The following is a 23,376-nucleotide window of genomic DNA, read 5'->3' as shown; positions in this document are numbered from 1 at the left end:
TCGTTTCTGTGGAACGGGAGCAATCATGACGCTGGAGTTCAGTCAGATACATCGCAACGATCATCTGCCCGGCCGGATCGCCGCGGAGATCGCCCGCGAAATCAATGATTCGAAACTCGGGCCGGGCGACAGGCTGCCGACGGAACATGTTCTGGCGAAAACCTTCGGCGTCAGCCGCTCGGTCATTCGTGAAGCGATCGCGCAATTGCGCAACGAAGGTTTTGTCGAAACACGGCAAGGCGTGGGCGCTTTCGTCACCGATCCCCGGCAGAGACTGTCAATTCGCATCGAGCGGTCCCGTCTGAACGATCCGGAAAATTTCCGCGATCTCTTCCAGCTTCGCATGCCGATGGAAATCGAGGCGGCGGGTCTGGCAGCACTCCACCGCAACCCGCAGCAGCTGGCGCGGCTGGCGGCGGCACTGGAAAAGATGCGAACGACCGACGACTGGTCGACGGAGGGCGTTGCGGCCGATCTCGACTTTCACCGTATTCTGGCGGAAGCGACGCAGAACGAATATTTCCTGATGTTTCTCGGCTTTATCGCAGAACGCATCAGCTCGGCTATCAACATCGCCTTCTCCCGTGCTATTTTCGGGGAAATCCTCGAGGTGACGATCGCCGAACACGTGGCAATCTTCGAAGCCGTCGAACGCGCCGATGCGACTGCGGCCAAGGATGCGATGCGCAAACATCTGCTCGGGGCAGCAAGCCGGGTCAATCTGGAACTGGATATCTTCTGAGCCGCAAACAGAAGCTTAAACGGCAAAGCTATAGGACAGGTTTCGCTGCTTTCCGGCAATCCAGAGGCGAAAGACGATAATTTTGTCTGCGGTGCCGCTAGACTCGCTGTAAAAGTCATACTAAGAAGAATGAGATTAGGTTGTCAGACATCCAGACAATATGACCGCAGGAGGCGGCTGTCGGAGGGCTGAAGGGGAGGATATATATGACCGGCTCAAGGTCCATCGACGCTACCGCTATTTTGCCTGAAGACTTTGAAAACGCCCTGCTCGTCGGCCGCGTATGGTCGAAAAGCGAAGGCGGCCCCTGCCCCGTTCTGCTCAAAGGCGGCGTGCTTTACGACCTCACCTCTCTTTCGCCGACCATGTCGGAACTTCTGGAAAAGACGGATCTGGTGGAGCTGCTTGCAGACACCGGCACATTCGTAGCGCTTGGCGCGCTCGAGGCCTTTCTGGATGGCTCCGCTGGTGAACTTCTCGCCCCCAACGATATTCAGGCCGTCAAGGCTGCAGGCGTGACCTTCGCCGACAGCATGCTGGAACGCGTGATCGAGGAGCAGGCCAAGGGCGATCCACTTCGCGCGCAGGAAATACGCGGACGGCTGGCGCCGGTTCTCGGCGACAATCTCAAGGGACTTGAGGCCGGTTCGGAAAAAGCAGCCGAAGTGAAGAAACTGCTGCAGGAAATGGGCCTGTGGTCGCAATATCTGGAAGTTGGCATCGGTCCGGATGCGGAGATATTCTCCAAGGCGCAGGCCATGGCCTCCGTCGGCTGCGGCGCGCTGATCGGCGTTCACCCGAAGTCGCAGTGGAACAACCCGGAGCCGGAAGTGGTGCTGGCCATTGCCTCCGACGGCCGTATCGTTGGCGCGACGCTCGGCAACGACGTCAACCTGCGTGACTTCGAGGGCCGCTCCGCCCTCCTGCTCAGCAAGGCAAAAGACAACAACGCATCCTGCGCAATCGGTCCCTTCATCCGCCTGTTTGATGGACGCTTTACCATCGAAGACGTGAAGAAGGCGCAGATATCGCTTCTGGTCGAAGGCGAGGACGGCTTCACCATGACCGGTGCAAGCGCAATGCAGGCGATCAGCCGCACGCCTGAAAACCTCGCTTCCCAGCTCTTGAACCGCAACCATCAGTATCCTGACGGCGCCGTCTTTTTCCTTGGTACGATGTTCGCGCCGGTAAAGGACCGCCATGGCCCGGGTCTCGGCTTCACCCACTCCAAGGGCGACCGTGTCGAAATCTCCACGCCCAAGCTCGGCAAGCTGATCAACTGGGTCACGACGACAGACGAATGCCCGGAATGGACATTCGGCACCGCGGCCCTCATGCGCAACCTGGCGAAACGCGGGCTGCTCTAGGCAATCCAGCAAAACTGCATCGCGGTTTTGCGCCCAGAATTGCGAAAACCCATAGGTGGAGCATTGAGGGCGATCCTTCGTCGAAAATGCTCCAGATATTTCTTCGGGAGGGGAAAATGCAAAAGACCATCAATCTCTTTTACCGGATTCTCGAAATCATTCTCGTCCTGCTGCTCGCCGGCATGTCGATCATGGTCTTCGTCAACGTTGTCATGCGTTACACGATGAATTCCGGCATCAATATCTCGGAAGAATTGTCGCGATACTTCTTCGTATGGCTGACCTTCATCGGCGCCGTACTGACCTTCCGTGAAAACAGCCATATGGGCATCGAAACTCTCGTGATGTTCCTGTCGCGCCGCGCCCGTGTTGTCTGCATGGTCTTGTCGAACATCATCATTCTGGGCTGTTCCGCCATCTTCTTCTGGGGAACATGGAAGCAGTCTGCCATCAACGCCAGCATGCATGCGCCTGTCACCAAGCTGTCGATGATCTGGGTCTACGGCATCGGCATGTTCACCGGCGGCCTGATGTTCATCATCGCTTTGGAACGCCTCTACCGTTATGTGACGGGCCGCGTGACAGAGGATGAAATCGCCCAGTTCGCCGGCGAGAACCTCACGATCGAACAGCTTTCGGAGCGCTGATACCATGACACTTTTCGTTTTTGTCGGCTCTCTTCTCGGAGCCATGGCGATTGGCGTTCCCGTCGCTTTCTCGCTGATGTTCTGTGGCGTCGTGCTCATGTGGTACATGGGCATGTTCAACACAGCGATCATCGCCCAGAACATGATCTCGGGCGCGGACACCTTCACGCTGCTCGCCATTCCCTTCTTCATTCTGGCTGGCGAACTGATGAACTCCGGTGGTCTTTCCCGCCGCATCATCGACTTTGCGATTGCGCTTGTGGGCCATATCAGGGGCGGTCTCGGCATCGTGGCGATTGTCGCGGCCATCATCATGGCCAGCATCTCCGGTTCGGCCGCTGCCGACACCGCAGCCCTTGCCGCAATCCTCATCCCGATGATGGCGAAAGCTGGTTACAACATTCCGCGCTCCGGCGGCCTCATCGCTGCAGGCGGCATCATTGCCCCGGTCATTCCGCCTTCCATGGCCTTCATCGTCTTCGGCGTCGCCGCCAACGTTTCGATCACTCAGCTTTTCCTTGCCGGTATCGTACCCGGCATTCTGATGGGCATTTCGCTGATCATCGCCTGGCTGATCGTGGTCCGAAAGGATAACATCAAGCCGCTGCCCAAGACCTCGGGCAAGGAACGTCTGGTTGCCACGGTCCGCGCCGGCTGGGCGCTTGGCATGCCGGTCATCATTCTGGGCGGCATCAAGGCAGGCATCATGACGCCGACGGAAGCCGCCGTTGTCGCTGCCGGCTACGCTCTTTTCGTTGGCATGGTGATCTACCGCGAACTGAAGCCGGCGGATCTGTTTCACGTTCTTCTGCGCGCCGCCAAGAGCACCTCGATCATCATGTTCCTTGTCTGCGCAGCCCTCGTCTCCGCATGGCTCATCACGGCTGCGAACATTCCAAACGAAGTCGCCGGTTATATCGAGCCGCTGATCGATCGTCCGATGCTTCTGATGGTTGCCATGATGGTGCTGGTCTTCATCGTGGGAACCGCGCTCGACCTGACACCGACCATCCTGATCCTGACGCCCGTTCTGATGCCCATCGTCAAGCAGGCAGGCATCGACCCGGTCTATTTCGGCGTCCTCTTCATCATCAACAATGCCATCGGCCTGATTACCCCGCCGGTCGGTGTCGTGCTGAACGTCGTCTCAGGCGTCGGACGCATCCCGCTCGGCAAGGTCACGATCGGTGTCTGGCCTTTCCTCGTTGCAGAAACCATCGTTCTGGCGTTGCTCGTGGTTTTCCCGGACATCGTGATGGTTCCGCTGCAGTACCTTCGTTAATCGCCACTTCTCAACCAAAATCCAAGGGAGGATATTATGAGAAAGCTTCTTCTGACCACCACGGCCATCGCTTTTGCGGTGGGCGCCGCAGCCCCGGCAATGGCTGAATTCAACAGCCGCAACATCCGCGTTTCGAACGGCATCAACCAGGACCACCCGGTCGGCAACGGCATCAAGGCCATGCAGGCCTGCCTCGACGACAAGTCGGGCGGCAAGCTGAAGCTGACGGCATTCTGGGGCGGCGCTCTCGGCGGCGACCTTCAGGCGACGCAGGCCCTGCGCTCCGGCGTTCAGGAAGCGGTTGTTACGTCCTCGTCACCGCTCGTCGGCCTGATCCCGTCGCTCGGCGTCTTCGACCTGCCGTTCCTGTTTTCCAATGCCAAGGAAGCCGATGCAGTGATGGACGGCGCCTTCGGCGACATGATGAACAAGAAGCTGGAAGAACAGGGCCTCGTAAACCTGGCCTACTGGGAAAACGGTTTCCGCAACCTCTCGAACTCCAAGCACGCCGTGAACAAGTGGGAAGACTTTTCCGGCCTGAAGGTTCGCGTGATGCAGAACAACATCTTCCTCGACACCTTCCAGAACCTCGGCGCCAATGCAACGCCGATGGCTTTCGGTGAAGTGTTCTCGGCTCTTGAAACCAACGCGATCGACGCACAGGAAAACCCCTATGTGACGATCGACACCTCCAAGTTCTACGAGGTGCAGAAGTACATCACCGAGACGAACCACGCCTATACGCCGTTCCTCTTCCTCTTCTCCAAGCCGATCTTTGACAGCTACACACCCGAAGAACAGACGGCCCTGCGCGAATGCGCAGTCGTCGGCCGTGACGAAGAGCGCAAGGTCATCCGCGAACTGAACCAGAAGTCGCTGGAAAAGATCAAGGCTGCAGGACTTGAAGTGAACTCGCTGTCTGCGGAAGAGCAGGCACGTATCCGCGAAAAGTCGATGGTCGTTTACGAAAAGCACAAGGCTGAAATCGGTGCCGACGTCGTTGACGCCGTTCTGGCGGACCTGAAGAAGATCCGCGGCCAGTAATCCTGTCTGGGTAAAATTAAAACACCCGGAGGTCAGCCTCCGGGTGTTTTTGTTTATGCGAATACAGAAAAGAAAAAGGCTGCCAAAGCAGCCTCTTCCAGAAAATCAGGACGCCGTGCGGTTTTGCCGGTTGGCGATGAGATCTTCGACCACCGCGGGATCTGCAAGCGTCGATGTATCCCCAAGCGCGCCGAAATCATCCTCCGCGATCTTGCGCAGAATACGCCGCATGATCTTACCCGAACGGGTCTTCGGCAGGCCTGGCGCGAACTGGATCTTGTCTGGCGTCGCAACCGGCCCGATCTCGTTGCGGACGTGCTTTACCAGCTCCTCGCGCAGCGCATAGTCGCCGCTCTGGCCCGCCATCAACGTGACATAACAATAAATGCCCTGCCCCTTGATGGCATGCGGGTAACCCACGACCGCCGCTTCCGAAACCTGATGATGCGAAACAAGTGCCGACTCGACTTCGGCGGTGCCGAGGCGGTGGCCGGAGACGTTAAGCACGTCATCGACGCGGCCAGTGATCCAGTAATAACCGTCCTCATCGCGCCGGCAGCCGTCACCGGTGAAGTACTTGCCCTTATAGGTCGAGAAGTAGGTGTCGACGAAGCGCTGGTGATCCCCGTAAACAGATCGCGACTGGCCCGGCCAGCTATCAATGATGCAGAGATTGCCGTCGGCCGGCCCCTCCAGCACGTTGCCTTCGGCATCGACCAGCTGCGGCTGCACGCCGAAGAACGGCCTCGTCGCCGAACCCGGCTTCAGGTCCGTAGCACCCGGCAGCGGCGAGATGAGAATGCCGCCCGTTTCCGTCTGCCACCAGGTATCGACGATGGGGCTCTTATCCTCGCCGACCACATGGTAATACCACTCCCACGCTTCGGGATTGATCGGCTCGCCCACCGTGCCGAGAAGCCGCAGGCTTTCGCGCGACGAACGCGTGACGAACTGGTCGCCCGCCCCCATCAGGGATCGGAGCGCCGTCGGTGCGGTGTAGAAGATGTTGACCTTGTGCTTGTCGATGACTTCCCAGAACCGTCCCTGATCCGGGAAGTTGGGAACGCCTTCGAACATCAGCGTCGTCGCACAGTTCGCCAGCGGCCCGTAGACGATGTAGGAATGGCCGGTGACCCAGCCGACATCGGCGGTGCACCAGAAGACCTCCCCGTCCTTGTAGTCGAAGACATATTCATGTGTCATCGACGTATAAACGAGATAGCCGCCCGTGGTGTGCAGCACGCCCTTCGGCTTGCCGGTGGAGCCTGACGTGTAGAGGATGAACAGCGGATCTTCCGCCCTCATCTTCACCGGCGGGCAATCCGGTTTCACCGTGGCGATTTCCTGATGGTACCAGATGTCGCGGCCGGGCGCCCAGCCGGTCTTGCCGCCGGTGCGGCGCACGACCAGAACCTTGTTGACGATGACATATTGCTTGGCGGCAATATCGATCGCCTTGTCGGTATTTTCCTTGAGCGGGATCGGCTTGCCGCCACGCACGCCTTCATCGCAGGTGATGACGAAGGTGGACTGGCAATCGACGATGCGGCCGGCCAGGGCTTCCGGCGAGAAGCCGCCGAACACGACCGAATGAATGGCGCCGATGCGGGCGCAGGCGAGCATGGCATAGGCCGCCTCGGGTATCATCGGCATATAGATGGTGACCCGGTCGCCCTTCTTGACACCATGCTTCTTCAGCACGTTCGCCAGGCGGCAGACATAATCATAGAGCTGATTGTAGGTGATCTTCTTGTCGATATAGGGATTGTCACCTTCCCAGATGATCGCCGTGCGTTCGCCATGCGTCTTCAGGTGCCGGTCGATGCAGTTGTAGGAGACGTTCGTCAGGCCGTCCTCGAACCACTTGATCGGCACTCTTCCCTTGAAGGACGTGTTCTTGACCTTGGTATAGGGCTTGAACCAGTCGATCCGCCGGCCGTGCTTGTCCCAGAACTTTTCGGGATCCTCGACGCTCTCCTGATACCATTTCTGGTAACGCTCATTGTCGATGAGCGTGCGGGCTTTCGCCGATTTGAGCACGGGGTAGATTTTGGCAGACATGAACTCCTCCTGGAACCAGATATGGCTTGATATGCGCGACCTTGAGACTCCCACCTCAGGCATGTGTTGAATTCATAGCAGTTCAAATGCACACGGCAATTAGACAAAGGCATTTGTTTCGCAAAGAATTGCAATTATGATGCAATCCGGTTATAGAGCGCCAATATCCCGGAAATCAGTGGTTGATACCACGCCCGCGACCCCGGCGCGGACGGACAGAAGGACTGTATCTATGGCTCAACAATTGCTCATGCCAAAAGCTACGGCTGTATGGCTGGTAGACAACACCGCGCTGTCGTTCGATCAGATCGCCACGTTCTGCAAACTGCATCCGCTCGAAGTCAAGGCAATCGCCGACGGTGAAGCCGCGCAGGGCATCAAGGGTCTCGACCCGATCGCGACCGGACAGCTTTCCCGCGACGAGATCGCCCGCGCTGAAGGCAACCCGAACCACAAGCTCAAGCTTTCCGAGCCAAAGGTTCGTGTGCCGGAATCCAAGCGCCGTGGCCCGCGCTACACGCCGGTTTCCAAGCGTCAGGATCGTCCGAACGCCATTCTCTGGCTGGTCCGCAATCATCCTGAGCTGAAGGACGCGCAGATTTCGCGTCTTGTTGGCACCACCAAATCCACCATCGAGCAGATCCGCGACCGCACCCACTGGAACTCGGCAAACCTCACCCCGATGGACCCGGTAACGCTTGGTCTCTGCAGCCAGATCGATCTCGATCTTGAAGTTGAACGCGCATCGCGCGGCCGCCCGCTGCCGACAGCAGAAGAACTTGGCAACACGCTGCAGCCGGCAACGGCGACGGAAGGTCTGGATTACAACTTCCAGCGCGACGAAGAAGAAAAGCAGATCGACGCGGACGCCGTCTTCAAGAAGCTCAGCTCGTTGAAATCGGCTCCGAAGGACGAAGACGAGGACGATCACTACTGATCGAAAGTCTTTCCGTTTATGAAAACCCGGCCGTCGTGCCGGGTTTTTTTGTTTTCAGAGCTTCAGGGCATTTCCAGTAAACCGGCTATGCGCTTTTAACGGAAATGCTCTAGCGGGCACCGAAGATTGCCGAGCCGACACGCACGCTGGTGGCGCCGAATTCTATCGCCGTCTCGAAGTCCCCCGACATGCCCATGGAGAGCTTCTCGAGGCCGCATTGTCTGGCAAGCTTCGCCAGAAGCGCAAAATGCGGACCGGGATTTTCATCCGCAGGCGGAATGCACATCAGGCCCTCGACCGACAATTTCAGCTCGTCCCGGCAAAAAGCCACGAAGGCGACGGTCTCGCGTGGATCGATGCCAGCCTTCTGTGGCTCCAGCCCGGTATTGACCTGCACATAAAAACGAAGGCTGCGGCCCTGTTTGACGCATTCCTCGGAAAGCGCACGGGCGATCTTTTCCCGATCAACGCTCTGTACGACGTCGAACAGCGCAACGGCATCCGCCGCCTTGTTGGATTGCAGCGGCCCGATCAGGTGCAGCTCTATACCCGATGTCTTTTCTTTAAGCGCAGGCCACTTGCCCTGCGCTTCCTGTACGCGGTTCTCGCCGAACACGCGCTGGCCGCTGTCGATGACCGGCTGGATCTCTTGCGCATCGAACGTCTTCGAGACGGCGACGAGAGAAACATCCGTCGCCTTGCGGCCGGACTTTTCCGCTGTCTCCGCTATGCGTTGCCTGACATCCTCAAGACGTGCTTCGATTTCCATCACAGGACCTCTATTTGAAACATTCTGAACGCTAACTAGACGCCGATTGCCTTGATGCCAAGCGGGTTTAGCACCATTTGAGGCACGCTGGCCAAGATTGAACGCCCGGAGGCCCCGCCAAACTTGACGCCCCGGTCGTTTCATGGTGAAGGTCAGCGCAAATTTTTCCCCTCGATACCCGGAATTCTAAACAATGGCCATCGAACGTTACAATCCTCGCGACGCCGAGCCGCGCTGGCAGCAGAAATGGAACGAAGACAAGGTTTTCGTGACCGACAACAGCGATCCGCGCGAGAAGTATTACGTTCTAGAGATGTTTCCCTACCCGTCGGGACGCATTCACATGGGCCACGTCCGCAACTACGCGATGGGCGATGTCGTTGCGCGCTACAAGCGCGCGCGCGGCTTCAACGTTCTGCACCCCATGGGCTGGGACGCCTTCGGCATGCCTGCCGAAAACGCGGCTATGCAGAACAAGGTTCACCCGAAGGACTGGACCTATCAGAACATCGCCACCATGCGTGGCCAGCTGAAATCCATGGGCCTGTCGCTGGACTGGACCCGCGAATTTGCGACCTGCGATGTGGAATATTACCACCGCCAGCAGGCGCTGTTCGTCGATTTCATGGAAAAGGGTCTGGTCTACCGCAAGCAGTCCAAGGTTAACTGGGATCCGGTCGACCATACCGTTCTGGCCAATGAGCAGGTCATCGACGGCCGCGGCTGGCGTTCCGGCGCGCTGGTCGAACAGCGCGAATTGACGCAGTGGTTCTTCCGAATCACCGATTTCAGCCAGGATCTGCTGGACGAGCTGGACACGCTGGATCAGTGGCCGGAAAAAGTACGCCTGATGCAGAAGAACTGGATCGGCCGCTCCGAAGGCCTTTCGCTGCGCTGGCAGACCGTTGCTGGCACAGTGCCGGAAGGCTTTGCCGACATCACTGTTTATACCACGCGTCCCGACACTCTGTTCGGCGCATCCTTCCTGGCAATCGCCGCCGACCATCCGCTGGCAAGAGAGCTGTCGGAGAAGAACCCTGATATTGCCGAGTTCTGCGACGAGTGCCGCCGCCATGGCACGTCTCTCGCAGCGCTGGAAACAGCGGAAAAGAAGGGTATCGATACCGGCGTCAAGGTCGTGCATCCGCTGGACCCGACGTGGGAACTGCCGGTCTATGTCGCCAACTTCGTGCTGATGGACTACGGCACCGGCGCGATATTCGGCTGCCCTTCGGGTGACCAGCGCGATCTGGATTTCGCCCGTAAATACGATTTGCCGGTGGTGGCCGTCGTTGCACCGGAAGGCCCCGACGCTGCCAGCTTCACCATTGAAGACGTCGCCTTCACCGATGATGGCGTGATGATCAACTCCGGCTTCCTGAACGGCATGAACACCGCTGACGCCTTTGAAGCGGTCGTGCAGAAGCTCTCTGCCCAGACGCTGGGCAACACGCCGCAGGCCGAGCGCAAGGTCAATTTCCGCCTGCGCGACTGGGGCATTTCCCGCCAGCGTTACTGGGGTTGCCCGATACCCGTCATCCATTGCGAAGTCTGCGGCGTAGTTCCGGTTCCGAAAAAGGACCTGCCGGTCAAGCTGCCCGACGACGTGACCTTCGACGTGCCCGGCAACCCACTGGATCGCCACCCCACATGGCGTCACGTCGCCTGCCCGCAATGCGGCCATGACGCACGCCGTGAAACCGACACGATGGACACATTCGTCGATTCCAGCTGGTACTACACGCGCTTCACCGCGCCTTGGGAAGATGAGCCGACGGATCCGAAGGTCGCAAACCACTGGCTGCCGGTGGACCAGTATATCGGCGGCATCGAGCATGCTATTCTGCACTTGCTCTATTCGCGCTTCTTCACCCGCGCCATGCGCGAGACCGGCCATGTCGGCGTCAAGGAGCCCTTCAAGGGCCTTTTCACGCAGGGCATGGTTGTGCACGAGACCTACAGCCACGGTGAAGGCCTGACCCGTGAATGGGTAGCGCCCGCCGACCTGCGCATCGAAGAGACTGACGGTGCCCGCCGGGCATTCCTCTTGTCCTCCGGTGCGGAAGTGAAGATCGGCTCGATCGAGAAGATGTCGAAGTCGAAGAAGAACGTGGTCGACCCGGATGACATCATCGCATCCTATGGTGCGGATACCGCTCGCTTCTTCGTCCTGTCGGATTCTCCGCCCGACCGCGACGTCATCTGGTCCGAAGCCGGTGTGGAAGGCTCAAACCGCTTCGTACAGCGCGTCTGGCGCATCATCGGCGAAGTCGCGACCGAACTGAAGAGCGTCACGCCGAAGCCCGCGAGCGAGGGCGAGGGCCTGGCAGTATCCAAGGCGGCCCACAAGACGCTGAAGGCCGTTCAGGAGGATCTGGACAAGCTCGCCTTCAACAAGGCGATCGCCCGCATCTACGAACTGGTCAACGCGCTCGCAGCTCCGCTGGCGGATGTCGCGGCTGGTGGCAAGCCTGATGACGTCAAGGCGGCGGCGCGTGATGCCGTCGAAATCCTCATTCGCATCATTGCCCCCATGACGCCGCATCTGGCCGAAGAATGCTGGTCGGCGCTGGGCAACGAGGGTCTCGTCGCCCAGACGCCGTGGCCAACTTTTGTACCCTCGCTGGTCGAGGAAAACGATGTGGTCATGCCCGTTCAGGTCAACGGCAAGAAGCGCGGCGAATTGACAATCGCGCGCGATGCGGATCAAGATGCGGTCCGAGCGGCTGCCCTTGCGCTGGATGCCGTCAAATCCATTCTTGCCGGTGGCGAGCCCAAAAAAGTCATCGTGGTTCCGCAGAGGATTGTGAACATTGTTGTCTGACGTTTTTTCGAGATGGAGCCGCGTTGCGGCAGCAGTTTCCGTCGTGATGATGGCCGGTCTTCTGGCAGGCTGCCAGGTCCGCCCGCTTTACGGCGAGGCTTCCGGAACCAAGGAGAGACTGGCGGCTGTCAGCATCTCGAATGCCGGCGACCGCATAACGCAGGAAGTGCGCAATCAGCTGATCTTCCTGGTGTCCGGCGGTGCGGGTGAACCGGCTACGGCTCAGTACAACGTCAAGTTATCCGTAAGCTCGAGCGCCACGTCCACGGAAGTCGAGAACTACGATCTGACGACCCGTACCAACAGCAATTATAACGGCCCTTACCCAGGCCGTGTTGTGATGAACGGTAATTACGTCCTGACGCGTATTTCCGACGGCCAGATCCTGCGCTCCGCGCGGCGTAGCGTAACGGCGCAGGTGGATCTGCCACAGCAGGAATTCGCCAAGATCAGGGCGATCCGCGACGCAGAAAACCGTGCGGCCCGGGAACTGGCTGAAATCATCCGTACCGATATCGCTGCCACCCTTGGCCGCTGAGAGCGGCGGCCGTGGCAGAGATAAAATCGCATGAATTTGATCGCTTCGCCGAAAATCCGGCGGAGCGCTTTCGCGTTTTCGTGCTCTACGGCCCGGATCGCGGCCTCGTGTCGGAGCGGGCCAACCTCATCGCCAAAAAGACCGGCATTGACCCGGATGACGCCTTTGCATCGTTGAAGCTGAGCGCATCCGACCTGCAGGGCGATCCCGGCCGCCTTCTCGACGAGGTGAACGCCATCGGCCTTTTCGGTGGCGAAAAACTCGTCTGGATCAAAAGTGCCTCGGCTGAAAAGGCGCTGGTGGATGCTCTCCAGATTCTGGCTGAGACGCCGCCCGAAGCCAGCTTCCTCATCATCGAGGCCGGCGACATCAAAAAAGGTACGGGCCTGCGCAAGATCGCAGAACCCGCTCGCTCTATCGCAGCAATCCCGTGTTATGCGGATGACGCCCGTTCGTTGAATGCGTTGATCGATCAGGAACTGTCTGCCGACAATCTGCGCATTGCCCCGGCCGCACGGCAGAGGCTGATCGAGCAGTTGGGCGGCGACCGGATTGCCTCGCGCAACGAGATCCGCAAGCTTGCGCTCTATTGCCGTGGTGCAGAGGTGATCGAGGAAGATGATGTGCTGGCAATCATCGGCGATGCCAGCACGGTTTCGGCTGACGACGCCGTCGATGCCATCCTGAAGGGCGACAGAAACGCCTTTTTCCACGCCACCCAGAAGATCGTCTCGTCGAAGACGCCGATCTTTCTCGTGCTTCAGGGATGCCTCAAGCAATTTCAGTTGCTGGATCAGATGCGCGCCGAAATGGATGAGAAAAAGCAGCAGGCCGGGCAGGTCATGCAAACGCTTGGACGCCACATCCATTTTCGCAGGAAACCGGTTATCGAAAGGGCGCTGCGAACCTGGCAGCCAGCGGCGATCGCCCGTGAGATGAACCGCCTGCAAGCGGCCATATTGCAAAGCCGCCAGCGCCAAAGCCTGGAAGACAGCGTGGCGCTTTTGACCCTGCTATCGACCACATTGCAATCAGGCCGCGGCGGATAACTCGCTGAAGATCGGCAAAAAGCCCTCACGCTGACGCTCCGAGGGCTTTTAAAATCATGATACCAAGGACACCAGTCGTTGAGAACTCAGTCGCCCTTACCCGGCTCGGCAGAGAAATAAAGCTCGAGCTTGCCTGTCACGCCATCCATTTCCTTGGCTTCCGGCAAGGGGTCGCGCTTGATGGTGATATTCGGCCAGATCGCCGCATATTCCGTATTCAGCTTCAGCCACTTGTCGAGACCCGGCTCAGTGTCAGGCTTGATCGCTTCGGCAGGACATTCCGGTTCGCACACACCACAATCGATGCATTCGTCAGGATTGATAGCGAGGAAATTTTCACCCTCGTAAAAGCAGTCGACAGGGCAGACTTCAACGCAATCGGTGTATTTGCAGCGGATGCAATTGTCGGTCACGACATATGTCATGATGAACTCCAGAATATGCAGGCCGGGTCTGTGGGCTTCGGAACACAAGCCGTCGCCCGGAATTCAGACAGGGCAATTTTGCAAGTGAGGTAATGCCTTTGCCTTCAGATAGCAAGGATAAACAATTCTGAAAAACCGCTAAGACTTGAAGGTTTATTCTATTCTTTGTTTCCGTCGCTGTCCGACAGGAACCTGTCGAGCGCCCTGCGCTCTTTTTTGGTGGGGCGACCGCTTCCGGGCTGACGTATCGCCTGCTCCAGCGGGCTCAGCCTGTCGGAAGGCTCACGCGGCGGCGTCAGATCGTCGTAGAGAAGTTTGGCCTCTTCATAGGGCCCGCGCCGCTCGCCCCCGGATTTGACGACAAGCACCTTGTCCATGCGCTCGAAACCGATATCGAGCCTGTCACCAGCCTTTACCAGATGGCTGGGCTGGCGAATGGAGACACCGTTGACCTTGACCTTGCCCGACTGAATGTAGCTTTGGGCAAGTGAACGGGATTTGGCCATGCGGGCAAAGAACAGCCACTTGTCCAGACGCTGACGCGTGCTTTCGAGTGGCTGTTCGTTGCTCCCCATAGCTTACTTCTTCAGCTGCTCCTTGAGAGCAGCAAGCTTGGCGAAGGGCGAATCCGGATCGATCGGCTTTTCCTTGCGCGGCGGCTTGGCTTCGAAACGCTGCTGACCCTGCGGTTTCCCGCCACGGTCATTGCGGTCCGGCCTGTCCTTGCGCTCCCCGCGATCCTGACGATCATTATTGCGGTTGCTGCCACGGTCGGGACGTCCGCCATCACGCTTGCGCTCGCCGTCACCGCCACGATTGGCAGCCTCGCGATTTGCTCCGTCACGATTATCGCGACGGCCTTCGCCACGACGTTCACCCTGTTCGCGTGGCGCCTGATCGCGACCCTCGCCACGGCCTTGACCGCGGTTGCCGGGACGACGGTTTTCACCACGCTGGTTTTCGTTGCGACCACCCGGACGCCACAGAAGAACAGGCTTCGGCTCGGCAGCCTCGGCGCTTTCCGTCGGCGCAGCCTCGCTAACAGCAGCCTCTTGGCCCACAGCTTCCGCAACCGGCGCTTCTTCAGCAGCTTCGACAGTCGTCGTCTCGGAAACCTGCTCTTCCGAAGCCGGTTCCTCGTGTTCGGTCTCTGCGCTCTCGTCTTCCGTCACCGCTTCAGAAGCGGCCGGAGCGGCAGCACCGGTCTGGTTGGCGAGGAAGGCCTGCGCCTCTTCCGCCGTTACCTGATCGGCACGATAACCGAGACCCTTGAGGATTTCTTCCATGTCGTCGAGCGTTGCGCCGAGAATGGAAAGCATCGCGGTCGTCGTCGTGAAACGGCGGCCGTCATAAGCGCCTTCCGGACGCGGCTGCTGACCGGGCTTCCACTGCAACAGCGGACGGATGAGATCGGCCAGACGCTCGAGAATGTCGATACGCACGGCGCGCTTTCCAAGGAAACGGAAACCGGCGAGCTTGTAGAACATCCGCTCGAAGGTCGGGTCCGTCACGACAGAGGTGCGACCGGCGGCCAGCACCGGAATGAGATCGCCGTAACCCGGCTTGCCGAGACCATCGTTCTTCAGCGCCCAGAGCAGCGTGACAAGCTCCGCCGGGGCGGGCTTGAGAAGCGCGGGCAGGAAGACGTGATAGGCGCCGAAACGCACGCCGTAGCGGCGCATGGAGGCACGCGCATCCTGATCCAGCGACTTCACGTCTTCGGTGACGTCACGGCGGAACAGGACACCGAGATTTTCGACCAGCTGGAACGCCAGCCCCTTCGCCAGACCCTGAAGGTCTTCGGCGCGCGAAATATCGTCCAGCGGCTTCAGCACGGTCGCAATCTGATGATTAACGAAACGTTCGACGCGCGCCAGCGCATGATCGCGGGCATTGCCGCTCAACTGCTCGTCGGCAAAGAGGATCACGCGCGGCTTCATGATATTGTCGCCTGCCGAAAGGCGGGCCACCGGTTCGCCCAACCAGCGAACCAGACCATCGGAGCTCAAAGCGAGATCACCGTTTCCGCTGGCGTGCAGACGCGCGGCACGCGCCTCGTATTCGAGCGCGAGCGCCTTCTGCGCAGCAGCCTGCACGGCCTTCTGATCCGGCCCTTCCATTCCCGGCACCGGCGTGAACCGGAACCCGGCCAACTGGCCGACGTGATGTCCTTCTACGAAGACATCACCATTTACACTGATTTCAGCTTCAAGCATCGCATTCTCTCTCAGGCGCCTCATGAGCACAGATGTCCTGCGATCAACAAAGCGTTTCGTCAACCTTTCATGTAGAGCATCGGACAATCGATCTTCGATTTCCCGCGTCTTTTCTTGCCAGTGTGTCGGATCGGCAAGCCATCCTGGGCGGTTCGATACATAAGTCCATGTTCTGATCTGCGCAATCCTTGCAGACAAGGTATCGATCTCTCCATCGGTACGATCGGCGCGGCGCACCTGTTCGCCCATGAAATCTTCGTTCACCGTGCCACGTTTTACCAGATCGAAATAGAGCGTTGAGATCAGATCAGCATGTTGAGCGGGCGCAATGCGGCGATAATCCGGAAGCGCGCAGGCCTCCCAGAGTTTTTCCACCCGCGCCTCCGTCGTCGCCACGTCGATGATTTCAGGGTAGCGCGACAGATATTCGAGCGCCTGCTGGTCGATCGCCGGCAAGGCCCGTGACAGTCCCTGGATCGCCGGGGCGGCTTCGAGGCTCAGACGCAGATTGGTGATGGAGGAAAAATCGAAATTTTTCGTCCGCCATTGCAGCACCTTCACCGAGTCGAACTGATGGGTTTCGATACGCTCCACCAACTCGTCGTCAAATGGATCAACGCGCCCCGTCACGCCAAAGGTGCCATCGCGAAGATGGCGGCCGGCGCGGCCGGCGATCTGGCCGATCTCGCCCGGATTGAGATTGCGGAACTGATAGCCGTCGAACTTGCGGTCCTGCGCAAAGGCGACATGATCGACATCAAGGTTGAGGCCCATGCCTATGGCATCCGTCGCCACGAGATATTCGACGTCGCCGGACTGGTAGAGCCCCACCTGCGCGTTGCGCGTACGCGGCGAAAGCGCGCCCATCACAACGGCTGCGCCACCACGCTGGCGGCGCACCAGCTCGGCAATGGCATAGACCTCTTCCGCCGAAAAGGCGACGATTGCCGTGCGTTGCGGCAGGCGGGTTATCTTCTTCTGGCCCGCATAAAAAAGCTGTGACAGGCGCGGACGTTCGACCACGGTAATTCCCGGCAGCAGCTTTTCGAGGATCGGGCGCATCGTGCCCGCACCCAGAAGCAGCGTTTCCTCCCGCCCGCGCAGATGCAGCACGCGGTCGGTAAAGATATGCCCGCGCTCCAGATCACCGGCCAGCTGCACTTCATCGATGGCGACGAATGCGGCCGTTGTCTCGCGCGGCATGGCTTCCACCGTGCAGACGGAATATTTGGCTTTAGGAGGGGCGATCTTTTCTTCGCCGGTTATCAGCGCCACATTCGGCGCGCCCACCTTTTCGACAAGACGGGTATAGACCTCACGCGCCAGAAGGCGCAGCGGAAGGCCGATGACACCGTTGCCATGTGCCACCATGCGCTCGATGGCGTAATGGGTCTTGCCGGTATTGGTGGGGCCGAGAACGGCCGTGACACCGCGGCCGCTCAGGATCATGGGGCGAAAATTCAACGTACTATCCGTGAATCGACTTCATCTGCTTGCTGTACCGCCCGCCATTCACTGATACGGGCCGCACACGCAACACACATGGCAACGCCCGCCGACAAAGGCAATAGGCCTTGTCCGCAAAGTGGTAACAGGTCCTTCCCCGCCGGAATTTTCCTTTTTGATTCAGATACTTGAAATATTAAAAAGAATCCGGCGAAACCGGAATCGATTCGGATACGGAACAGTCTGCGAACGAATCGAATACGAATCGCTGACTCCAATGGATTCAGCTTTTGTTCTCCGCAACATCTGGTTGGCAGATGCCTGCCCTATACCAGATTGTGAATCCGGGTAAGTCATTGTCCGGATTTAGCTTTGCGGCACCGGCTTCCGGCGGAAAACACCGGAATCGACTGTCAAGCGGCAATCGCTGGAAAGCCGCTCCGGCACAGGCAGGAACGGCAGTATCAGAGCGCCTCGCCGGCAAGCAGGCGCGGCGCGCCCGCATCTGTCGTGCCGGCAGCCTGACCGATGAAATAGGATTTCAGACCCGGCAAACGATCGACTACACCCAGACCGAAATCACGCATGACGCGAATGGGACCGACATCATTGGAGAAAAGCCGGTTCAGCACATCCGTCGTCACGCCCATCCGCAACGTGTCGAAACGCCGCCAGGACTGGTAACGGTCGAGAACGTTGAGAGAGCCGATATCAAGGCCGAGACGGTCAGCCTCGACCACGGTTTCGGCCAGTGCCGCAACATCCTTGAAGCCGAGATTGAGGCCCTGACCGGAAATCGGGTGAATTCCATGCGCCGCATCGCCGGCAAGTGCAAAACGTGGCGCGACGAAGGAACGCGCCAGCGTCAAGCCCAGCGGAAAGGCGCGACGGGGACCGACGGGACGGACCGGACCGAGCTTGTGGCCGAACCGGCGTTCAAGTTCCTCCTCGAACACCAGATCGTCGGCAGCAACCAGCCTGTCGGCATCGGCCGTACGTTCGGTCCAGACAAGCGAGGAGCGGTTCCCTTTCAAGGGAAGCACGGCGAAAGGCCCCGACGGCAGAAAATGTTCCTCCGCGCAGCCCTCATGCGGCCGCTCGTGTTCAACGGTGGTGACGATCCCGGACTGATCGTAATTCCAGTGCACGGTTTTTATTCCTGCCATATCCCGCAAAGCCGAGCGGACCCCATCGCAGGCTATGAGCAGTCGCGCCTCAAGCGACGAGCCGTCGGAAAGTGAAATAGCCGTCGATTGCGGGCCGGCGGAAAAGCCGGAAACACTGAGACCATGGCGGATTTCGACGCCGAGGCGCTCACACAGGCCTCGCAGCGCACCCACCATCGCGACATTCGGGACCATATGAGCGAAGGGCCTGCCCTCCTCCACCGCGCCGTCGAATGTCAAAAACACCGGGCGAACCGGATCGGCGGTGTTCGAATCGGTGACGATCATCTTGTGGATCGGCTGGGCCTCCGGCTCGATCTCGTTCCATATGCCGAAAACGTCGAGCATGCGCGTGGCCGCCGCGATAATGGCGGAGGCGCGGACGTCCTTCTTCCAGACATCCTCGGGAGCGGCTTCAACCACCTGCACATTAAGATGTCCGGCTGCCTGCTTAATTGCGACAGCAACGGAAAGGCCGACATAACCGCCGCCTGCCACCACCACGTCCAGCATCGCGCTTCTCCTCAAATCTTGTGCACGCATCATCGGCGCACTATAGACCATGTGACGTCTTCCTACAGCCGGAGCAGGCCGAAAAAATGTCGCATCCCTCGCAAACGTCAGATCCGATGGCCAATCTGATCTCCACACTCGATCTCGAGAAGCTGGAAGAAAACCTGTTTCGGGGTGAAAGCCCGCAAATCGGCTGGCAGCGCGTTTTCGGCGGCCAGGTCATCGCGCAGGCATTGATTGCAGCTCAACGAACCGTGGATGATGACCGTTTCGTTCATTCACTGCATTCCTATTTCATGCGCCCCGGCGACCCGCTGGTGCCCATCCTCTACCAGGTGGAGCGCATTCGCGACGGTGCGAGCTTCTGCACCCGGCGCGTGGTCGCCATCCAGCATGGCAAGGCGATCTTTTCCATGTCGGCGTCGTTCCAGATCGTCGAGGACGGATTCGATCATCAGATAAAAATGCCGGATGTGACGCCGCCCGAAAGGCTGATGAGTGAAGATGAGATGCAGGCGGCCTTCCTCGCCAACGCACCCGCTTCGATCCGCAAATACTGGAGCAACAAGCGCCCGATAGAGATCAGGCCGGTTTCGCTGACCCATTATATTTCGAAGGAAAAGCTGGAACCGCAGCAGGATATCTGGGTTCGCGCTGTCGGCAATGTGCCGGACGATCCACGTTTCCAGTCGGCCATTCTCGCTTATCTCTCGGATATGACGTTGCTCGACACGTCGCTCTATGCCCATGGGACGACAATCTTCGATCCGGCCATTCAGGTGGCGAGCCTCGATCACGCCATGTGGTTCCACCGTCCCTGCCGGCTGGACGACTGGCTGCTCTACACGCAGGACAGCCCCAGCGCCTCGGGAGCACGCGGTTTGACCCGTGGCAATATTTTCACCAGACAGGGTGAACTGATCGCCTCCGTCGCACAGGAAGGTTTGATCCGCAAAAGGGCAAATGCTTAAATAATGCGCTTTTTTAAAAAATCGCACATTTAATAGACGAAAATTGCGCCACCCGATGCCCGTTTTTCAGACGCCTGTCATATAATTTTTATATTTCAATAACTTAGATGCCGCATCAAAACTGGCACGCCCCTTGAATGTATGTCCGTGGTCGCTGTTACTGATCTGCCAGCGCGAGGAGAGTCGGCTCCGTGCCGAGGACAAACAAAGGATGGGAAACCAGATGAAAATTGTGATGGCCATTATCAAGCCGTTCAAGCTGGATGAAGTGCGCGAAGCGCTCACCGGCGTCGGCATCCAAGGCCTGACCGTGACCGAGGTAAAGGGTTACGGACGCCAGAAGGGACATACCGAGATTTATCGCGGCACGGAATATGCGGTGAGCTTTCTTCCCAAACTGAAGATCGAGATCGCGGTTGCATCAGACGTCGTCGACAAGGCTGTCGAGGCAATCGCGTCGGCTGCAAAAACCGGGCAGATCGGTGACGGCAAGATCTTCGTCTACTCTATCGAACAGGCCGTGCGCATCCGTACCGGCGAAACCAACACAGAAGCGCTTTGAAGCACGGCTGACAGGGAGTTTTCTAGCTATGCAACTCAACAAGTTTTCAACGCTCGGCAAACTGGGTGCCGGTGTGGCAGCCCTGATGGCCCCGGCAATCGCCTTTGCGCAGGATGCCGCGCCGGCAGTAGCAGCGGCGGCCCCCGTTCCGGAAAAAGCCGATACCGCATTCATGTATGTCGCGACGATCCTCGTGCTTTTCATGATCATTCCGGGTCTCGCCCTGTTTTATGGCGGCCTCGTGCGCACAAAGAACATGCTCTCCGTTCTCATGCAGTGCACGGTCATCGGCGCGGTCATGATGCTCGTCTGGGTAATCTACGGTTACTCCTTCGCCTTCGGCGGCGGCACCGGCCCGTATTTCGGCGGTTTCGGCAAGCTGTTCCTGTCCGGCGTTTCGCTTGACAGCACCTCGGCAACCTTCTCCCAGGGCGTCGTGATCTACGAATACACCTTCATCGCCTTCCAGATGACCTTTGCGGCCATCACGCCCGCGCTGATCATCGGTGCATTCGCGGAACGCGTGAAGTTCTCGGCAGTCATCCTGTTCACCATCCTTTGGGCCACCTTCGTCTACTTCCCGATCGCTCACATGGTCTGGGACGCGAACGGCCTGATCTTCGGCATGGGCGCTCTCGACTTCGCCGGCGGCACCGTCGTCCACATCAATGCCGGTATCGCCGGTCTGATCGGCGCGATCATGGTCGGCAAGCGTACCGGCTTCGGCAAGGACATGATGGCCCCGCACTCCATGACGCTGACGCTGGTTGGCGCAGCCATGCTGTGGTTCGGCTGGTTCGGCTTCAACGCCGGCTCCAACCTCGAAGCATCTGGCGGTGCGGTTCTTGCAACCATGAACACCTTCCTCGCCACTGCAGCAGCCATCGTTTCCTGGTCGCTGGTTGAAAGCTTCACCCGCGGCAAGGCTTCCATGCTGGGCGCAGCTTCGGGCATGATCGCCGGCCTCGTCGCCGTAACGCCTGCGGCCGGTTCCGTCGGACCCATGGGCGCTATCGTTCTCGGCCTCATCGTCTCGCCGATCTGCTACTTCTTCGTCTCGGTTGTGAAGAACAAGTTTGGCTACGATGACACAGCTGACGTCTTCGGTGTCCACGGCATCGGCGGCATCATCGGCGCCCTCGGCACCGGCATCTTCACGTCTCCGCTGCTTGGCGGCACGGGCAAGGCGGACTTCTCCATCTCCTCGCAGCTCTGGACGCAGTTCGTTGCCGTCGCCATCACCATCGTATGGTGCGCAGTCGTCTCGGCAATCCTCTACAAGATCGTCGACGTGATCGTTGGTCTGCGGGTTCCGGTCGAAGCGGAACGCGAAGGTCTCGACCTTGCGACCCACGGCGAAGCCGCCTACCACTCCTGATATCCGGGAAAAGGGGTTCTCCATCCCCTCTCCCAAAAGAAGGCCCGCTTCGGCGGGCCTTTTCTTTGCCGCAAATCCGGAAGCGGCTTTTAAAAAACCGCATGGTTAACACGACATTAACCAGCAGGCTGTTAGTTTTCCCTGTCAATCCGGGATCTGGTCAACTGCCGGATCTTGCCGAAACCACAAAAACTACGGGTTCAGGGACATGGGCAGAATGAATTCTCCGACATTCGACGGTCGTCACACGCGTTTCGTGCTGACGGCGTTTTTCGTGCGGCAGGTCATGGCTCTTGCCGGTTTTGCCTTGCTTGCCACGATTGCGCTGGGGATTACCGCACTTGCGACATGGAACGTGGCGGACCCGAGCCTGTCCTATGCAACAGGCAACCAACCCACCAATCTTCTCGGTTACGGCGGCGCAATCTTCGCCGATATCGTGATGCAGTTCCTCGGCCTTTCCGCAATCATCGCGCTTTTGCCGGTGATTGCCTGGGCGATCGCCCTGATCGCCGGTCGCAAGTTCAACCGGATACCCGCCCGCCTCGTCGCCTGGATCGCCGGCGCCATCGTCTGCGCCGCCTCGCTCGGCTGTTTTCCCGCGCCCGTGACATGGCCGCTGCCGAACGGCATCGGTGGCGTCATCGGCGATATGATCCTGCGCTTCCCAGCTCTCTTCATCGGCGCTTACCCCACCGGCACGATTGCGACGGTGCTGGGCGCTATATTCGCTGCTCCCGCCGCCTTGATGATGCTGTTTGCCGCCGGTCTCGTGGGACGCCCGGAAGATGACCTGGAACAGGAAGAACGCGCGCCGGTCGCAAACAAGGCCCGTGCCACCCGTCAGGTCGACGAAGAAGACGATGACGAGGGCGAAGGTTTCTTCGCCAATATTCTCGCCTTCGGCGCAATCGCACATTACTGGTACATCTCGCAGGCCCGACTTCGCCGCCTGTTCGGCCTGAAGTCGAAATCCCTGCACGGTGAATTCGAACACCCTTACGATTTCAACGAATATGAATTCGGCACGCTGAACGAACCCTCTCGCCTCAAGACGGCGATCAACCGCCTCGACCAGCGCGCGGAACCGTCTTTCGAAGAACGCGCCGCATCCCGTCGCCAGATGTCGCCTCCCTCCATCGCGCCCGATCATGATGCGGACGGGGACGACGAACCGTCGTTGGACGCAGACAGTCGGCGGTTGCCCAACGGCATTCTCTCGGACGACCACAGCCTGGACGAGAACGACCCGAAGTTCGTGGCAAGACAGGCACCTGGGCGCGGCCAGCCCAGAATAACCGCCCCTTCCGCACGCCCGAAGCCCAGCGAGCGCGTGGCAAGGGAAGCGCAGGCCTCCTTTATTGCCGCAGACGGTTTCCAGCTGCCCACCGTGCATCTTCTGGCGGAACCCAAGAACGTCGTTCGCGACCATACGCTGA

Annotated in this window: 19 protein-coding genes; 13 read left to right on the top strand and 6 right to left on the bottom strand. The window is 59.2% G+C overall.

The genetic code is table 11. The annotated features are described in order from the left end of the window. Window positions 1-25 precede the first annotated feature (25 nt). The 5 genes from T18_RS14950 (at window position 26) to T18_RS14930 (ending at window position 5,082) form a co-directional block, all read left to right on the top strand. Window positions 26-742, top strand: a complete 717-nt coding sequence (locus tag T18_RS14950; RefSeq protein WP_003516533.1) for a FadR/GntR family transcriptional regulator — start codon at window positions 26-28, stop codon at window positions 740-742. Window positions 743-948: 206 nt separating this feature from the next. Next, window positions 949-2,109 (top strand): fumarylacetoacetate hydrolase family protein, encoded by a 1,161-nt coding sequence (locus T18_RS14945; RefSeq protein WP_025594629.1) that lies wholly within the window; start codon window positions 949-951, stop codon window positions 2,107-2,109. Window positions 2,110-2,225: 116 nt separating this feature from the next. Then, on the top strand, window positions 2,226-2,756 hold the full coding sequence (locus T18_RS14940) for a TRAP transporter small permease (protein ID WP_003516529.1): 531 nt from the start codon (window positions 2,226-2,228) through the stop codon (window positions 2,754-2,756). A 4-nt stretch (window positions 2,757-2,760) separates the two neighbouring features. After that, window positions 2,761-4,038 (top strand): TRAP transporter large permease, encoded by a 1,278-nt coding sequence (locus tag T18_RS14935; RefSeq protein WP_019566002.1) that lies wholly within the window; start codon window positions 2,761-2,763, stop codon window positions 4,036-4,038. 36 nt (window positions 4,039-4,074) lie between these two features. After that, window positions 4,075-5,082, top strand: coding sequence for a TRAP transporter substrate-binding protein (locus tag T18_RS14930; protein ID WP_003516523.1), 1,008 nt, complete (start codon window positions 4,075-4,077; stop codon window positions 5,080-5,082). Between the two features lie 105 nt (window positions 5,083-5,187). Here the strand turns inward: T18_RS14930 and acs are convergent, their stop codons facing one another. After that, a complete protein-coding gene (acs, locus tag T18_RS14925) occupies window positions 5,188-7,143 on the bottom strand; it encodes an acetate--CoA ligase (RefSeq protein ID WP_003516521.1) in 1,956 nt (651 codons plus the stop codon). Window positions 7,144-7,375: 232 nt separating this feature from the next. On the opposite strand from acs, the gene T18_RS14920 reads away from it, so the two are divergent. Further along, window positions 7,376-8,080, top strand: a complete 705-nt coding sequence (locus T18_RS14920) for a DUF1013 domain-containing protein (RefSeq protein WP_003516519.1) — start codon at window positions 7,376-7,378, stop codon at window positions 8,078-8,080. A gap of 109 nt (window positions 8,081-8,189) precedes the next feature. Here the strand turns inward: T18_RS14920 and T18_RS14915 are convergent, their stop codons facing one another. Then, a complete protein-coding gene (locus T18_RS14915; RefSeq protein ID WP_003516516.1) occupies window positions 8,190-8,849 on the bottom strand; it encodes a YggS family pyridoxal phosphate-dependent enzyme in 660 nt (219 codons plus the stop codon). A gap of 193 nt (window positions 8,850-9,042) precedes the next feature. Here T18_RS14915 and leuS point away from each other — a divergent pair, with 193 nt between their 5' ends. From leuS to holA, 3 genes are read left to right on the top strand one after another with little or no spacing between them, the layout of a single operon-like run. Then, complete coding sequence (gene leuS, locus T18_RS14910) at window positions 9,043-11,673, top strand: leucine--tRNA ligase (RefSeq protein ID WP_038492503.1); 2,631 nt, start codon at window positions 9,043-9,045, stop codon at window positions 11,671-11,673. A 46-nt stretch (window positions 11,674-11,719) separates the two neighbouring features. Next, window positions 11,720-12,211, top strand: a complete 492-nt coding sequence (gene lptE, locus T18_RS14905) for an LPS assembly lipoprotein LptE (RefSeq protein WP_003516512.1) — start codon at window positions 11,720-11,722, stop codon at window positions 12,209-12,211. 11 nt (window positions 12,212-12,222) lie between these two features. Continuing rightward, a complete protein-coding gene (gene holA, locus T18_RS14900; protein ID WP_038492506.1) occupies window positions 12,223-13,260 on the top strand; it encodes a DNA polymerase III subunit delta in 1,038 nt (345 codons plus the stop codon). Window positions 13,261-13,346: 86 nt separating this feature from the next. On the opposite strand, the gene fdxA is transcribed toward holA, so the two are convergent. The 4 genes from fdxA to T18_RS14875 all read right to left on the bottom strand — a co-directional run bounded on the left by fdxA (window position 13,347) and on the right by T18_RS14875 (window position 19,164). Then, complete coding sequence (fdxA, locus tag T18_RS14895; protein WP_003516508.1) at window positions 13,347-13,685, bottom strand: ferredoxin FdxA; 339 nt, start codon at window positions 13,683-13,685, stop codon at window positions 13,347-13,349. A gap of 158 nt (window positions 13,686-13,843) precedes the next feature. After that, a complete protein-coding gene (locus tag T18_RS14890; protein WP_003516506.1) occupies window positions 13,844-14,260 on the bottom strand; it encodes an RNA-binding S4 domain-containing protein in 417 nt (138 codons plus the stop codon). Window positions 14,261-14,263: 3 nt separating this feature from the next. After that, complete coding sequence (locus tag T18_RS14885; RefSeq protein WP_038492508.1) at window positions 14,264-17,350, bottom strand: helicase-related protein; 3,087 nt, start codon at window positions 17,348-17,350, stop codon at window positions 14,264-14,266. Window positions 17,351-17,811: 461 nt separating this feature from the next. Further along, complete coding sequence (locus tag T18_RS14875; protein WP_410118141.1) at window positions 17,812-19,164, bottom strand: ubiquinone biosynthesis hydroxylase; 1,353 nt, start codon at window positions 19,162-19,164, stop codon at window positions 17,812-17,814. Here T18_RS14875 and tesB point away from each other — a divergent pair. From tesB to T18_RS27725, 4 genes are all read left to right on the top strand, one after another. Further along, entirely contained in the window at window positions 19,113-19,997 is an 885-nt protein-coding gene (tesB, locus tag T18_RS14870) for an acyl-CoA thioesterase II (RefSeq protein WP_038492516.1), read from the top strand. The genes T18_RS14875 and tesB overlap by 52 nt on opposite strands. A gap of 211 nt (window positions 19,998-20,208) precedes the next feature. Continuing rightward, window positions 20,209-20,559: a P-II family nitrogen regulator gene (locus tag T18_RS14865; RefSeq protein ID WP_019565993.1), complete on the top strand. Its 351-nt coding sequence runs from the start codon at window positions 20,209-20,211 to the stop codon at window positions 20,557-20,559. Between the two features lie 28 nt (window positions 20,560-20,587). Continuing rightward, complete coding sequence (locus T18_RS14860) at window positions 20,588-21,937, top strand: ammonium transporter (protein ID WP_003516494.1); 1,350 nt, start codon at window positions 20,588-20,590, stop codon at window positions 21,935-21,937. A gap of 217 nt (window positions 21,938-22,154) precedes the next feature. Continuing rightward, window positions 22,155-23,376: DNA translocase FtsK 4TM domain-containing protein (locus T18_RS27725; protein WP_323455228.1), on the top strand; the 1,222-nt coding region annotated here is incomplete at its 3' end.

Source organism: Rhizobium sp. TBD182 (genome assembly GCF_001950375.1).
In the GTDB taxonomy this organism is placed as follows: Bacteria; Pseudomonadota; Alphaproteobacteria; order Rhizobiales; family Rhizobiaceae; genus Agrobacterium; species Agrobacterium tumefaciens.
This window is presented reverse-complemented; position numbering and strand designations above follow the sequence as displayed.